The sequence below is a fragment of the Bdellovibrionales bacterium genome, from assembly GCA_016716765.1.
In the GTDB taxonomy this organism is placed as follows: Bacteria; Bdellovibrionota; Bdellovibrionia; order Bdellovibrionales; family UBA1609; genus JADJVA01.
This window is the reverse complement of the sequence record JADJVA010000012.1, coordinates 1-15217: the sequence shown is the minus strand read 5'-3', so window position 1 is coordinate 15217 and position 15217 is coordinate 1. Positions and strand designations below refer to the sequence as shown.

General features: G+C 45.9%; 15 protein-coding genes. 4 read left to right on the top strand and 11 right to left on the bottom strand.

Annotated features, from left to right (window positions below):
* Position 1: 1 nt before the first annotated feature.
* A complete protein-coding gene (locus tag IPL83_07655) occupies positions 2-544 on the bottom strand; it encodes a hypothetical protein (GenBank protein ID MBK9039020.1) in 543 nt (180 codons plus the stop codon).
* Between the two features lie 897 nt (positions 545-1441).
* Between IPL83_07655 and IPL83_07650 the strand changes: the two genes are divergently transcribed.
* A complete protein-coding gene (locus tag IPL83_07650) occupies positions 1442-3781 on the top strand; it encodes a hypothetical protein (GenBank protein ID MBK9039019.1) in 2340 nt (779 codons plus the stop codon).
* A gap of 220 nt (positions 3782-4001) precedes the next feature.
* Here the strand turns inward: IPL83_07650 and IPL83_07645 are convergent, their stop codons facing one another.
* The 6 genes from IPL83_07645 to IPL83_07620 form a co-directional block, all read right to left on the bottom strand.
* On the bottom strand, positions 4002-5021 hold the full coding sequence (locus IPL83_07645; GenBank protein ID MBK9039018.1) for a group II intron reverse transcriptase/maturase: 1020 nt from the start codon (positions 5019-5021) through the stop codon (positions 4002-4004).
* 129 nt (positions 5022-5150) lie between these two features.
* Positions 5151-5513, bottom strand: coding sequence for an ATP-binding protein (locus tag IPL83_07640; GenBank protein ID MBK9039017.1), 363 nt, complete (start codon positions 5511-5513; stop codon positions 5151-5153).
* Between the two features lie 563 nt (positions 5514-6076).
* Positions 6077-6337 carry a hypothetical protein gene (locus tag IPL83_07635; GenBank protein ID MBK9039016.1) on the bottom strand — a complete coding sequence of 87 codons (261 nt, stop codon included), beginning with the start codon at positions 6335-6337 and terminating at the stop codon, positions 6077-6079.
* A 117-nt stretch (positions 6338-6454) separates the two neighbouring features.
* Complete coding sequence (locus IPL83_07630; protein MBK9039015.1) at positions 6455-6958, bottom strand: transposase; 504 nt, start codon at positions 6956-6958, stop codon at positions 6455-6457.
* A 52-nt stretch (positions 6959-7010) separates the two neighbouring features.
* Complete coding sequence (locus tag IPL83_07625) at positions 7011-7286, bottom strand: helix-turn-helix domain-containing protein (GenBank protein MBK9039014.1); 276 nt, start codon at positions 7284-7286, stop codon at positions 7011-7013.
* A 164-nt stretch (positions 7287-7450) separates the two neighbouring features.
* Positions 7451-7654: a hypothetical protein gene (locus tag IPL83_07620; GenBank protein MBK9039013.1), complete on the bottom strand. Its 204-nt coding sequence runs from the start codon at positions 7652-7654 to the stop codon at positions 7451-7453.
* 1056 nt (positions 7655-8710) lie between these two features.
* Here IPL83_07620 and IPL83_07615 point away from each other — a divergent pair.
* On the top strand, positions 8711-9088 hold the full coding sequence (locus IPL83_07615) for a hypothetical protein (protein MBK9039012.1): 378 nt from the start codon (positions 8711-8713) through the stop codon (positions 9086-9088).
* Positions 9089-9126: 38 nt separating this feature from the next.
* On the opposite strand, the gene IPL83_07610 is transcribed toward IPL83_07615, so the two are convergent.
* From IPL83_07610 to IPL83_07595, 4 genes are all read right to left on the bottom strand, one after another.
* On the bottom strand, positions 9127-10587 hold the full coding sequence (locus IPL83_07610; GenBank protein ID MBK9039011.1) for a DUF1552 domain-containing protein: 1461 nt from the start codon (positions 10585-10587) through the stop codon (positions 9127-9129).
* Positions 10588-10690: 103 nt separating this feature from the next.
* Complete coding sequence (locus tag IPL83_07605; GenBank protein MBK9039010.1) at positions 10691-12553, bottom strand: DUF1592 domain-containing protein; 1863 nt, start codon at positions 12551-12553, stop codon at positions 10691-10693.
* A gap of 419 nt (positions 12554-12972) precedes the next feature.
* Positions 12973-13413, bottom strand: a complete 441-nt coding sequence (locus IPL83_07600) for a hypothetical protein (protein MBK9039009.1) — start codon at positions 13411-13413, stop codon at positions 12973-12975.
* A gap of 19 nt (positions 13414-13432) precedes the next feature.
* A complete protein-coding gene (locus tag IPL83_07595) occupies positions 13433-14263 on the bottom strand; it encodes a hypothetical protein (GenBank protein MBK9039008.1) in 831 nt (276 codons plus the stop codon).
* A 74-nt stretch (positions 14264-14337) separates the two neighbouring features.
* On the opposite strand from IPL83_07595, the gene IPL83_07590 reads away from it, so the two are divergent.
* Positions 14338-14619 (top strand): hypothetical protein, encoded by a 282-nt coding sequence (locus IPL83_07590; GenBank protein MBK9039007.1) that lies wholly within the window; start codon positions 14338-14340, stop codon positions 14617-14619.
* Between the two features lie 496 nt (positions 14620-15115).
* Positions 15116-15217: transposase (locus tag IPL83_07585; protein MBK9039006.1), on the top strand; the 102-nt coding region annotated here is incomplete at its 3' end.

Below are 15217 nucleotides of genomic sequence, written 5' to 3'. Positions count from 1 at the left end.
CTCAAGGTTGTCCTTCTTTGATCGGGGCTTTGGTTTTTTTGTCCAATTGAGCTGACGAATTTGTGTTGGATGGATGGACAAGGATCTGATCCTTTTCTTCTGACTGAATTGAGACTCGTCCGATGGGCTTGGCTGTTTTCTTTAGTATTTCAGAAAGAGAGGGAGATCTTTTGATTTTACTTCCGTCCTGGCGCTCTCCATTTTGATCCATCTGATCTAAAGACTTTTCAAAAAACACAGGTCCTTTGGTTCCGCCGAGAATTCGGATCACGTCTTGGTGGTTTTTTTGATTGGCAATGACGTCAAAGACAAAAAGTCCATGAGAGCAGCGAACGATGAGATTTGTCGGATCTGAGAGGTTTGTTCTTGCCGACAAGACGAGCTCCGACTTAAGGGTTTTTGAAATCTGGACATCGAGGCTTGATTTTAATCCCACCTTGGCTTCGTCAATCTCGCAGGGAAATTGAATGAGGCTTGAGAGTCCGGGTCTGATAATGAGTGCCGTAGATACGGCACGTTTCCTTGCCCTTACGCTAACAATCAAAACGAAAATTTGGCCGGAGAAAATCTCGATAAAGTGGGCCTTAAGTACTTCAGCACGTCTTTTCGCCCGGCATGCAGGCTGCGCGACTTATCACTTTCCTCAATACCCTATGGGCGTTGGTTCTCGAACTTCCAACACAACAGTGCGTTCCTCTCGAGACTTCTGGGCTTCGTGTTTAAACTCGAGAATTCGTTTATATACGTCTCTTCCATAAAATTCACCGATGCCCCCGAACCTTGCCGGCTCTCGCGCTCGAGATAAAATGCTCCCCTTATTCAACTCCTTTCGTATCGAAGAGAATCTTGCGTCGCTATATTTCCAGGTCACCATTGTTAATCTGAGGGTTATCAAATTTACCCCAAATAGTGCTAGAATTAAATTGGCTGAGGAAAATTATTTCTGGATTTTTGCTGCTTTTGTGGTTTAGGCTTTGTTTTGCCTTTGAGCAAGTAAACGTGCCGTATCGACGGCATGTCTTTACTTTTTACAATAATTGAATCCTCTAAGAAAAATGACCTCGACCCAAGGACGTTCCTGCTTATGTCTCTACAGAAGGTCGCCCACGGGGAAGCCCTTGAAACCCCACTTGCCTACGCCAGAAGAACCCGTTCAAGTCAAAGCGCGAATTAGGCAGGGGTTACAAAGTTTTAACGTTAATCGGCAGTTGTAATTGATTAAGTGGAAAGCGAGAGGACCTTCAGGTTGAGTCTTTCAAACTTCGTATGAATCCAAACTTTTGGCATACATCTTGAAAGAGAGACAGAACAGCTAAGGCCAGCTTTATTTCAATCTGAGAGATGGGAAATAGAACCAAAAGGGTCTATAGCGACATTTTTTTACATGGTACGCAAGACTTATCAAATCTTTGCGGCAATGTATTTTTGGAGGACCAGAGTGATGAAACTTTGCAAACTCAAGACTTATTTGGCAGTCCTTTTTACATTACTGCTTTACTTCCCCTCTGCTCACGCATCAGCGGCACAAATGATAGATCAAGAATCTGTTTATGGATGGCTCAACGGCAGAACGTCGTCAATGGTTGGAATTGTTAATAGTCACTGGAAGAACATGGCTTCGCATTTGGCCCATGACCCGAGGACTAAGATTGATTTTCTAAAACTTTCTGTGAGTAAACTTGAAGAGAACAATACCATTTACAACGTTGATTTTATAGAAACTCTAAACCAGTTCATACCGAATATCAGTGAAATTGCCGATACTCATATTGACTCTGGGTTGTACGCTACTCTGATACAGCTGAGATCTCTGCTTAAACAAGAAAAAGTTGAGCTGGAAGGCAAGGGAGGAGTTCTCGATAACCTGTCTTGTCTATGGCTTTGCGACCCCGCAAGCCCAGAAATACAAGACGAAATTCGGCGCTTAACTTCTAAAATCGACAATGCTTTAATTGAATTCGCTACTGCAGGTAAAGTAGAAGCTACCGCTGTAATGGCTGCTCTGGAAGCAAGTTCTAAAGGGCAACTTGACCTATTTTCCCTGACCAAAATCACCTATTATTCTCTTAAGCAACTAAGGGACCCGGCTGGGGCTAGGGCGACTATACAAGTTAGCGATTTTATTAGAAAGTTCTCAAGAGAAGATTCTTTTACATTGGGCGCGATGCCTGTGATTGACAGATCGGATCTTGGCTTTATCAATGAAGATTTAAAGAAGAGGAATTTGCTGGCGGTAGACAACTGGCCAGACTATGCTAAAGAATTTCGACGTCAAGTTTTGACTGCTGCATATTCAGCACAACCTGAGATCACCTACACCTACTTACATGAAGTGATCGTAGATCGCCGCCATTCTGCAAGAAGACAAGAAGGATATATTTTTCTAAATGCCTTAGAAAAACGCTCCGTAGATGAACTTGTTTCTGTGTCGAATGAATTGTTCACCAGTGATGATTTTGACATTTACCTTAGGTCGAATGTTGTACATCAACTTGCGAAATCAAATGAAAGAAGGGCTATTCAGCACAGCAGAATAAAAATCGAAAATTTTTCTAACTATTCCTTATCCTTAAAAGTTGTTGCCGTAGACATAGAGATTCTTGAAAAATACGCAGACCCAGAAACTCTAAACATATTAGCAGACAAACTTGCTCAGTTTGCCGAAAGACTAGAAAAGCAAAAAGAGCAATACACATGGGCAAAAAGTGCCAGTGGATCTGCCGCTCGAGCTTCTTTTCGTGGGTATAGCGCTAGAAAAAGTAGTAGCGGCTCCAGTAGTGGTTTTCCGACAAGTCCTCGGGTTTTTACCGAAGCCGCAGATTCTTATATTTCGGGGAGAATATCCTCAAGGCAAATACTAATATTTTTATCAGCTGCGATTAAGAATATAATAGAAATCAAAGGTGAACTGCTTAGTAAAATAATGAAAATTTGCAGCCATGCCGTTGAAACAAAGGATAGTGACGTTGTAGCTGCTTGTGCTGGTGAAGTTCTGCTTAAACTAATTGCCGTGGATGAGTCTTCTTCAAGTCCTGACAAGATTACGGACAGCATTTATAAGTTAGTGAACCTAGTAGCAAGTAAGATTGAAGAACCAAATTCTATTATGTCTTGTGCTGCTTTAGATAAACGACCAATACTTGTTGAAATACAGCGCATTTTGAACCAGATCAGCAATCAAACGCTCACAATTACGAGCGAGCCTAAGCAGGTTAGTGACAATTTGTTAGGGAAGACTATCAAAGTAGGTTACTGTAATGATATTGGAGTTACATATGAATATGGCCATTGGAACGATAAATTATCTCTAGAAGGTGAAAGTATTCGAAGCCTTGGAGGAGAGAGATTTTATGTAAATGAAGGCTATACCCCATTTGTTGCCTTGTTAGACGGGGAGAATATATCAGAATTAAGATTATGCCGCGAACTAGTTTATCCTGTATTGAATCGTAATCAACTGATTGAAATAGCCAAGGTTATGGGTCAAACAGTGGATGAAGCTTGTGGGAATAGATGTATAGAGGATCATCCTAACAACTCTTTAACAGGGATAAATGACCTCATGGAAATTCTTTACAATAAAACAGACTTTTCAAATCCGTCTTTAATTGCTCTTGGAGAGAAAATACAAAGTTACAAAGAGCTTCAATGGTCTATACAACGTGGGAACGGGGGCCCATTTGTATTAGTAAATAGAACTGATAAGGGGATAGCTAGAATTTGTGGTGCAGCCGAATTGGGTGTAAATCAATACATAAAATTTTTTAGCCCGAAGAATTAGTTCTGGCGCCAGCAGAGTGATCAAAAGCCGACGGGCTAATGAGAACTTAGGCGGGTTCGAAGCTGTGCGGTCGAGGAGGCTGATCCCGCCATTGGGGAGCTTTTAGTCAGGCTCAATCTTTAAGTCGAACGATCGGGTAGGCCGGCCCATTTCTGAACCGGCCCCACCACAGAACCGTACGTGCAGATTTCCCGCATACGGCTCTTCAGGAAGAGTCTCATCACAGCCGAGCATAAGTCGATAACTGGGAGTAGCTGACTTTTAGTTTAGCTGACTCCATGGGATACTTCCTCAGGATCGCCTGAAAGCGCTCCCAGTTAACTCGCCCATTTTGGCTTCGATTCGACAAAGAGTACTTCCACTCATGTAGAACCGTCTGCCTGAACCTGTTCAGCTTTTTGACGTTGCCGGCTATACCGTAGTAGTTGAAGTGCCCACGCAGGATCGCGTTGATCACTGTTACTTGGTCCGGTATTGGACGATGTCTTATTTGGTGGAGCTTTTCTTTCATCGCGGCTCGCGCCCGACTAAGACGCTTTCCATCCGTCTGAAACACCGTTTTGCTCGCCGTCCGACTTCGGTTCTTTGATCGATAGATCGTGAACCCAAGAAACGTCATCCGCCGTCGCTCGTGGGCGCTCGTATTATCCCGCACGCCCACATTCGTTTTGTGAGTCTTCTCATCTGCGACGCTCAATCCAAATTGGGCCAGACGCGCTTTCAGCAGAGGCATCATGTTTTCGGGGCCAGATGCAGTTTTAAAGAACAGACAAAAATCATCGGCATACCGGATAAGCTCCGCCTTGCCTTTGAAAGTTGGCTTGATCTTCTTTGCAAACCATAGATCCAACACGTAATGAAGGTACACGTTTGCAAGCAACGGCGAGATCGATCCCCCTTGCGGAGTCCCCTTCTCGTTGTCTTGCCACTTACCTTCCACCATGACTCCGGCCTTTAGCCAGGTCTCGATCAATTTCAGTACTCGCTCGTCACCGACTCGAAGTCTCAGGAACTTCATGAGCCATTCATGGCTCAGACTTCCAAAGAAGTCCTGGATATCCACCTCTAGAACATGTTCCATTCGAAACCGGTATAAGATTGCGTTGACCGTCGCCAATGCGTGATGACAACCCAATCCTGGGCGAAAGCCAAACGAGCATTTTAGAAAATCTTGTTCATAAACCTCGTTTAGTGCACGATTCAGACTTATTGACCCACCCGATTCGGTGAATTGACCCACCCGGCGGCGACAGAACTGCTAAATAAACGAGCTAGCAGATTTCCACAAGTTATTTTCCTCTGGGAAGCTGATTTAGTTTTTCGCGGTAAGACCCCCCTTGAGATTTATTCTCTGGCTGGGTTGATCATTCTATCCACGATGGCTTCGGCAATGACTGGGTCTTCGAAGAGCTTGAACCAACCCCTTGGGATCAATCTGGGATGTGACGATGACAGGTCCTTTTCTGGCCCGCGCTTCGAGAAGTTCAACAAGTACATTGGCTTCTTCATGCGAATATTGCCTGAGTCCAAAATCATCGAGGATAAGCACTTGTGTGGAATTGAGTCTGGTGAGAAATCCAATCATCTTGCCCGAGCTTCTGGCTGCGAGAACTTCTTCAAACATGAGGTTTACGGGTAAAAAAGACACTGACAAGTTTTCTTGGCAAATCTTTCTCCCGAGTGTGATTGCCAAATGGGTCTTGCCTTCGCCAGTGCGACCCAGAATGATCAAGTTCTCTTTATTTTTTAAAAATGATAGAACCGAAGCTCTTGAGTTTTACTTTTGTCAGTCCCCTGTCAAAACTCATGTCCCAATCTTCGAAGTCCGCCTGGTGTCTGAACTTCGCTCGTCTGGTAAGAGATTTTGATAGACGATCTCGTCTGAAGTTTTTCTCATCCTCGAGGATGAGGGACAAAAACTCCAGAGGATGCAGATTTTTACTCACAGCTTCTTGAGACCTAGAATCGATGTTTTGGTGAATACCGAAAATCTAAGGTCATAGGCGATCCGTTTTGCCTGTACTTCCATAATTAAGGTTCCTTGTTGTTATGTAGATAAATTAAATTGGGATCTCGTTCAGGTTTAATGATGCGTGGTCTTGTACCTCCTACTTTGTGATGGAGAGCCGAAGCTCTGATGAAATTGAACTGGGTTTTATTGAAAATAAGGGCTTGTGTCGCCGCGTACTCGAGATCAGCCTTTGAGACTTCATTTTTGTGAACTAACCTGAGGATGCCCTGAGCCCTTCTGAGAGACTTGAGGGGATAAGGATCACGGAAGAATTTTTGAAAGAGTTACAAAGTTTTGGATCCGATATTTTGCGCTTGCCTGAGAGCCGAGGCCACTTCGAATCGGGCGGTGGCGACTTGGTGTTCTGGGTAGTGGGCGTCGATGGTGGAGGCCCTGTCTGGGGATTTTACTTTTGCGTGGATTGCGATTGAATCTGAATCCGCAGTAAATATCTCGACGGTATTTATTTTGATTCGGGCTTTGACCGTGGTGCCGACAAACTGATGCGGGACGGGTAGAATTTGGAATCGACTTGAATATGGCAATCTGGATGAACCTTACAGGTCTTCCAGACGGAGAGTTCAAATGAATTGGGGTTTACAGTTTGCAAAGAGGTCTTTCATTTTCGAATCTATCCTCTCTTGAAATTCCATCATGATCCTTCATGGGTGCAGAGTTGAGTTCGTTGAGATATTTTTGAAATCTTTGATTGAGATCAAATATTGAATAAAAGATTTGATCTCTGACTTCGTTGAAGAATTGTTTTGTATAATGCCGATTGCGCCTTCCACCGCGGCTTTATCTTTGGGCCGTCGAGGCCTTGCTGGGAGGACGGCAAATCCATGATGGTTGCTGAACTCAATGAAGGACTGGTTGGTGTCGGGATCATAGATATGGGCTCTTGTGACGCCGGGCTTAAGATTGTCAACGACTGCGTACTTTGGGGTGCCACCGAGTTTGATGAATGAGTTTTCAATGGCTCTGAAGAACTCAGGTTGCTTTTGTCCGAAGGTAAACTCACCGACGGTGTATGAACTCCATGGCAAGGTTCCGACGAAGAGTTGAGTTTTAATCTTAGCTTGAGTCCTTGGATCAGTGATTGAAATCCCATCTGAAAAATCGAAGAAGATTTTTTCGCCGGGATTGTGTTGAAGTCTGATTGTCACCTGCGGTTTTTTGGGAATCGCCGTCTGAAACGATGATAGAAAATCATATAGGTCATGACTTCGATGGCGTGTTCTTTGTGAAGAATTTTAAGAGGGACACCTTGTTGAACTCGGTCGCGATAAATTCCCAGTTGATTGGGACAGGCTGGCTCTGTGCGAAACCCACTACCGAGGGGACTGATGATGGTCGACCTGAGTCTCTGATGCAAGCTCTGACGGTATTCCTGGCGATCTTAAGGGCCTGCGCAATCTTGCGGATGCTGCGGCCTTGAGTGTGAAGTTCTAAAATTTGATTTTGCATGGCAACTGAAGTTCTCCGTTGAGTCATGGAACCCTCCTTTTGTTTAAGGATAGGTGCCACGGGATTGAAGATTTAGTCGCTGCCTGGATTTATGACTCAGTGCTCAAGTCGAATATAGGTGGGTCAATTCCCCGAAACGCCTGGGTCAGCTCATCCGAATTGGGTGGGTCAGCTTCTTTGAATTGGGTGGGTCAACTCAAGCCGAATCGGCCATTCGCCAAGCATTCCTCGACCAACTCATAGGTGAGATGGTGAAGTAGGTTGTTGAATTGTTCTTTCGGGTGGCTCCGGGCCTTCGCTGCTATCGCGGATCGCCTAGATACCGGATCTTGCCCCTTAGTGCTACTGTGTTCACCAGGGTTACCCGCCACTGAGTGCGGTTCCAATTTCTTCACTTACCCTTCCTCTCTCTGCTACGCCCTTTGCTCCCCGATCATTACTCGGTTCATCGCTAATATGACGTAGTCTGAATTCCTGGCACTTTCATGACAATGCTTTCGCTACCATCACTGCCCGCTTCGTGCGAGCTCATGCCAGGACCTCTCAAGTTTATGAAAGTGCTCTTACAAACATGCCGGAGCCTACCGCCCCCGGTGGCTGAGGACAGACTCGCATAGCGCCCGTCTCTCTACTGCCTTCCGCGCCTTAGCCATCGCGTCGGCAACCACAACTTAAACTCTTTCGGGGTTATCGCCCATTCATCACACTGATTCGGCCTGTCTGTTCAAACCCTATCCGCTTTGACGGGCCGATCACTCGACACGCCAGGATGAGTTCTTCACCTCTGCCTGCTCGGCTTTAAAGTTGTGTTGTTTACATAGCACAAGCTCCTTTCACACTTCTTGACGCACGCTAAGGATTTCAAATGCGATTTAGGCCCGATTCAAAAGTATTCCTGGCCGCCCCACCCGAGCCTAATCCCAATGTTTCGCCAGGAAATCTTAGGTTACACAGCTTTGAGAGCACCGATGCCTCTGTTTACAGATACGCCGAGGGGTGCCGATGCTAGTGCTCTGCAGCTGAGTCTTCACAGCCAAAGTCAACGGGGCCAATCCATATCAAGCACTAACCAGGACCCTCACAAAAGTACCACATACCCAAACAATTGATGACTATGAACGGCTGGCCGACCTCATCTTTACATCCTAAAATCGGCCGCTCCACAAGGCGAGTTGGAGCGCTTAGTTTACTTTATTGGACACCCCGTCTCAGAAAAGCAAAAGTATTGGCGATGATTGTCGCTTAGTGACTTAAAAAGCGACTAAGCGCCTTTCCGCCTTTCCGAAAAAAATTCAACGGTGAGATCGGTGATTTTTATAAACAACTCATTTATGGACCTCCGAGTTGCCTTGCAACAAATTCCGAGGAGAGAATGTGAGCAGCCAAACTGCGAGGTCTTAGTAAGCAGAGGCGATCAACAAACAAGAAACGAAAAATCTGGGAGTTCAATTATGTCCAACTACAAATACAAATGCCTCATCGTCACTGGCTTCTTGGCGTTAACTGCCCCACTGGCTTGGTCTCAGGATGTGGATCAAAAACCCCATCTTGGCACAGTAGAAATCTTTTCAGCTGAGCAAAACGTGGGCAATTCCATCCCCTCTTTCACTATGAAAGGTGAAGGAGTCAAAGTCATTTATGAGGCGCTCTCTGGCCTCACCAAAGACAAAATAAAAAAACAGCAGACGTCCAATTGGTTTCGAGTCATAAAATTTGGCAAGAACCTCGTTTGCTCCAAAACGGAATTTACAGCTAAACCTCCGGTTATTGAGTACAGCTTCAGCGCCGATGTTTTAGAAGATGGAAGCACTGGAATTTTTGAACCCTAGGTATAGTGCTCCAAAAATTGACTTCAACTAGAAATCGATCAAAGCACAAAGTAGGGCAGTTTATCATTGCGGGTGGTTTTATAGGCATCGTATTCGTTGGGGTTATATTGGGTGCGCTCGAATTCTCCAAAGTAACCCCCTTTGCCATAACCAGTGAACTCGCTCGGGTCCAATCCAGCGGCTAGCATGATAGAACACAGAAACTGAGTGTAAGGTCTGCCGGTCGCCGGAAAATCCTGGCGATTGGCCACGTAACTAAAAGGACGTGTGCGGTAGTCAACATAGCTTCCCATACGAAATTGAGCCGGCCAACCAGCTACCATGATCGGCATACTCTCTCCCCGATGACTTTCCGTTCCTTGCTTGACTGAAATCTCACTCCCCCAAAACACCAAGGTATTTTCTAGCATGGGACGGCCGTTGGTATCTATTGTGGAATCCAAACCATGAATCAGATGAGCGACTCGATCGGCAGTCCATCCGTTGCGATCAGCCGATTCCTTTAAGTTGGCAGCGGAGCGATCGCGGTGAGAGAGATCATGAAAATAGGAGTAGTCCGTCTGCTTGTCATCGTAGTCTTCAATATAGACACAGGCAATGCGGGAGATATCGCAAGTAAATGCGGCCACAATCGAATTATTGATATTCTCATATTTTTTACGAATGGGATCGCTCGATCCCATGAACGACAATTTGGGTACTTGACAACTTGCAGGAGCGGTCACCACTAGTCCTTTTCTTATATCGCTCAAGCGATCCTGTTGATCACTAATTCTTTGCACATCAAGGCCAGACAACCGAGTTTGCGTCTTCATAAGATTCAGGCGCTCTAGGGATTTTTCAATGAGAAAAGATTTTCGTGCAACCAAATCGACAGTTGGAACCGTTCCACCGTTTTCAATCCCCGCAAAGACATTATTGAAAAAGCTGGCGTCAGATCCCCAATAAGTCAGTCCGTTAATGGCTCCACCATTGTTACTAAAAGAAAATCCTCGCCCACCCCCATTAGAAAATCGCATGGTGCGGATTCTGGGAGCTGTGGAATAAAATTGCGCTGACTTCTCGATGATCCAATCTATTGAAGCACCAAATGGCGGATTGGAGCCTTCACGATTTGTCGCTCCCCCTTGGGTCACCCCGCAAAGAAAACTGCAGCGATTATGATCATTGGATCCCACTACGTCCAAGCCTCGCAGAATGGAAACCTTATTTTTGAGTGAATCGTAAGCCGTGCCAAACAAGGGAGAGATACTCCCATTAACATCTGATAGCGGGGCCTGGTAAATATTGCTTCCCACTTGAGCCGGGCTCACATTCGGATAAAAATTATTATCCCACTGACCATTGCGATTCATGATAAATACCATGCGAAGCGGTGGATTAGAGGCTTGGGCCAAACTACGAGAAGACATCAAGGAAGGAAGAACCGGCAGATAAATACTGGCGTTCCCCAACATCTTCATGAAGTCACGGCGATTTAGCCCTTTTTTTCGACTCATCGATTTTTCTCCCCAATGTAAATTCCCAATGGCCCAATCTTCAAAATTCGAAATTTCTCACAACTCTCTGGTACCTGGCGCTTGGCACTATGCTTTGTGGCTTTTACCTCTTGACCACCTTCAATTTCAAATAGCGGTTAAGTATCTGTTTTTTAATTCCATCCAAAACGGACCCACTCTGAGCACTGAGACCAGCATGAGTATCCAAGACTTCGCAAGCGTCACCTGGAGCGCTCTCGTTTCGAAGGTGATAAAAGCGAAAAATCTGACGAGACAAACAAACGGCTCCCTTATCACTGTTGGCAATTAAATCGACTAATTGAAAGGGAGATTCCGCACTTTCGCCGGTCTGATAGTCAATCGCCAGATCTTCCACCTTAAGATCAAGAGAATGCTCCGAGATGACTTGATGATTGGCGTCGTAATTGACTTCTTTGCTTCTCCAGCGACCAAGACTATCAAAACTTTCGAGAGCAAACCCAATAGGATTAATAGTCCCATGACATGCCAGGCATTGAGGCGGAGAAGTCGCTGCCGTCACCCTTTGGCGGTTATTGAAATTGAGCACCTGATTGGCATCAACGATCTGTTGTTGCGCTTCAAAAGCCAGCGGAGATGGCGCCCCAATCGTGTCGCACAAAATTCTTTTTCTCAGCAAAACGCCCCGAGTAATAGGATGAGAATAGTCGGTGGTCGAAATCAGAAAAGGACCACGTAGCAGCAAACCTTTTCGGTCTCCACCCATCTGCTGAGCTCCGAGCGATGGATTGGCGGCCAACTCATGCCCATAAATCTGAGCCAGTGCGGGTGTGCGCGCAAAGGAAACCCGACTGGACATGAGTTCGTGGTAATTACCTCGGCGATCAAAGACAATATACTGAAGGTACTCATCCAATTCCCTTTTCATTTCTTCGCGAAGTCCGTCCGTCGCGATACCATCTAAAAATTGAGGATTCTCAGGAACACCTGGAATATTGGAAGTGTTGAGCCAAAAAGTGAAAAATTGAGAGATTTTCTCTTTGGCTTTGGGATCAATAAGCATTGTGGTCACCACTTGGTCCAATATCTGTGGATCACTCAACTGACCCTTCTGAGCCAAGGAGATCAAATTGGCATCGGGCCCAGCGCCCCAAATTCCATAAGAAAGCCGCGAGGCCAGTTCAAATTGGGAGATTTCAAATTTGTCGCTATCGCCCTGTCCATTAGTCCCCAACTCCCAATGAGATGAAAACTCCGGAGCCGCAATTAAAGCTGAAATCAAAATTCCAAACTGATCAGGAGCATCGATACCCGTATCATAAACAGCGCGCAACCAATCAACCTCACCCGAAGAAATTGGACGGCGCCAGACCCGAAGGCCAAAATTCTGAATGAATTGAGTGACGCAAGCATTATTCACATTCGCTATTTGGCAGGGACTATAGACCGATAGCAAAGCATTGATCCGTGAGTTGGTCGCACTCACCTCCTGACCTACTTTCACGGCAAGATCGGTAATGACATTGAGATGATCTTGAGTCAGAACATTGCCAAATTGGCTCACTTCATTGTCGATGAGATCTTCGGGAAGACGGGAAAGGGTCGGACCTACCAAGGCAGAAATCTCATCGCCAAATAAGTCAGTAACAGTGCGAATGATCTCCATCTTAGTCAGGCGAATCGTATCACTAGGGGCAGGAGGCGAGTTCGGCGTACAAGACAGAAGGTTGAATTTGTCTCGAGGGTCTTCTATACCATTTTGTCCATCTTGTCCCCCGCCGGGAGAATGAACTGAGTCCAAACGACCCTGAAAGGGGGAACAATTATTCCAAGCGAGCAACTGACCAGTAATTAAACCAAGCAGCAGGAAGGTTTTGACCCACCTCTGGCGAACCCACTCCTCTTGGGATAATCTCCAAAAAATGACATGAAATCGACTAACAAAGCTATTTTTAGTTTCCCCTCGAAAGCGCCTTTTGTTCCCCATATCTCATGTATCGACATGTTGGACTAAAGTCTTGAGTCAAAAATGAGTAAATTGATTCATAGTTCTCAATATGAGAACGACAACTAGCAGAGATAATTGAGGTCTCAAAAATGAACGATGACAACCACTTAGGTCGGGAAAAAAATTAGCCGATCTATTGATCATGAAGAACGTTAAATTCAATATCGAAAGATTCGCTGGAGCGAGACTGTTTAATGGAGGATCTCGCCAACTAATACCTACTAGCCCGAGGCTTCGATCCGAGCCAAGACCGGTTCAGATCCTGGTCTTGAGTTTGCTTCTCAGTTTGATTTCTGGGGGTTGCAGACGATCGGGTAGGCCGGCCCATTTCTGAACCGGCCCCACCACAGAACCGTACGTGCAGATTTCCCGCATACGGCTCTTCAGGAAGAGTCTCATCACAGCCGAGCATAAGTCGATAACTGGGAGTAGCTGACTTTTAGTTTAGCTGACTCCATGGGATACTTCCTCAGGATCGCCTGAAAGCGCTCCCAGTTAACTCGCCCATTTTGGCTTCGATTCGACAAAGAGTACTTCCACTCATGTAGAACCGTCTGCCTGAACCTGTTCAGCTTTTTGACGTTGCCGGCTATACCGTAGTAGTTGAAGTGCCCACGCAGGATCGCGTTGATCACTGTTACTTGGTCCGGTATTGGACGATGTCTTATTTGGTGGAGCTTTTCTTTCATCGCGGCTCGCGCCCGACTAAGACGCTTTCCATCCGTCTGAAACACCGTTTTGCTCGCCGTCCGACTTCGGTTCTTTGATCGATAGATCGTGAACCCAAGAAACGTCATCCGCCGTCGCTCGTGGGCGCTCGTATTATCCCGCACGCCCACATTCGTTTTGTGAGTCTTCTCATCTGCGACGCTCAATCCAAATTGGGCCAGACGCGCTTTCAGCAGAGGCATCATGTTTTCCGGGGCCAGATGCAGTTTTAAAGAACAGACAAAAATCATCGGCATACCGGATAAGCTCCGCCTTGCCTTTGAAAGTTGGCTTGATCTTCTTTGCAAACCATAGATCCAACACGTAATGAAGGTACACGTTTGCAAGCAACGGCGAGATCGATCCCCCTTGCGGAGTCCCCTTCTCGTTGTCTTGCCACTTACCTTCCACCATGACTCCGGCCTTTAGCCAGGTCTCGATCAATTTCAGTACTCGCTCGTCACCGACTCGAAGTCTCAGGAACTTCATGAGCCATTCATGGCTCAGACTTCCAAAGAAGTCCTGGATATCCACCTCTAGAACATGTTCCATTCGAAACCGGTATAAGATTGCGTTGACCGTCGCCAATGCGTGATGACAACCCAATCCTGGGCGAAAGCCAAACGAGCATTTTAGAAAATCTTGTTCATAAACCTCGTTTAGGATCTTTGTCATCGCGGCCTGGACCGCGCGATCAATCACGGCTGGAATCCCGATTGGGCGCTGCTTGCCGTCGGCCTTCGGAATATACACTCTCCGAACGGCTGGCGCCTCGTAGCGGCCCGCGTGGATTTGCTTCAGTATCGGCGGCAGCAGCCAGCTTAAATTCTCTCTGGCCTGCTCCACTGTCATACCATCTACTCCGACTGCACTTGATTTTGGAATCTTCGCCAAGCATTCCTCGACCAACTCATAGGTGAGATGGTGAAGTAGGTTGTTGAATTGTTCTTTCGGGTGGCTCCGGGCCTTCGCTGCGTACATCGTCCTACCTCCCCACATTTTCAACCTGAGACAATTCAGTTAGACTGAATTCATATACACAGGAGGTGTGGATAATGGATTTGGAGATTCTAAAAAAGAAGATCAGTACATTTAGAGGTGATGGAGGGAAAGTTCGCAATGTGAGCGATGAGCTATTGGTGGAAATACTTTCTGCCTGGGAGAATTGGACTGGTCCGGCAAAGGGGTTTGCTGGAGCGATCGGAATGAACCGAAACTCTCTTCCGAAGTTGATAGGTAAAGCCAAACGACTTCGTCGGGAAGGCTATTTTCCAGTCGAGGAATTCAAAGAGGTTAAAGTAGCCAGTAGCAGTGCAGAGCCTAGAGTTCCCCAATAATAGTGGACAGTTTTCTTCGAGCGGTTTAATCAAACCGATAGGAGATAACAATGAGTTCAAAGAGAAGGGCTTTCACAAGAGTATAAGGCCGAAGCCGTTGATTTGGCTGAGAAAATTGGCACAACAAAGGCCTCGGAAGATCTAGGTATAAATCCGGCAAATATTCGTCGATGGAAAATGGAGACTCAATCAGGTCCGACCGCTCGCAGCGGTGCGAAAACTCTATGAAGAACTGGAGTTTGAGGTTCGAGAACTCAGAAAGGAAATGACCTGAACAAAGTCAGCGATGTTCTAAAAAAAGCCTAGGATTATATCAAAGGAGATCAAATGAGAAATTCCAAATGATTTTCGATCTTTCAAATGAAGTTCCTATCATCCGGCTATGCAGACACTTTGGAGTGAGTACCAGCGGGTATTACCAGTGGAAAAGAATGGCCAGTTGAAATCCATGGCGAGAAAAATGGAAATCTGCAAGAAAATTCAGGAGATTTTCAACGTGAGTAAAAGTACTTATGGGTCACCTAGGATCTTTCATGAGCTGAGAAGCGAGGGGTTCTCTGTAAGTGAAAATACTGTCGCGAAGTATATGAGGGGAGAT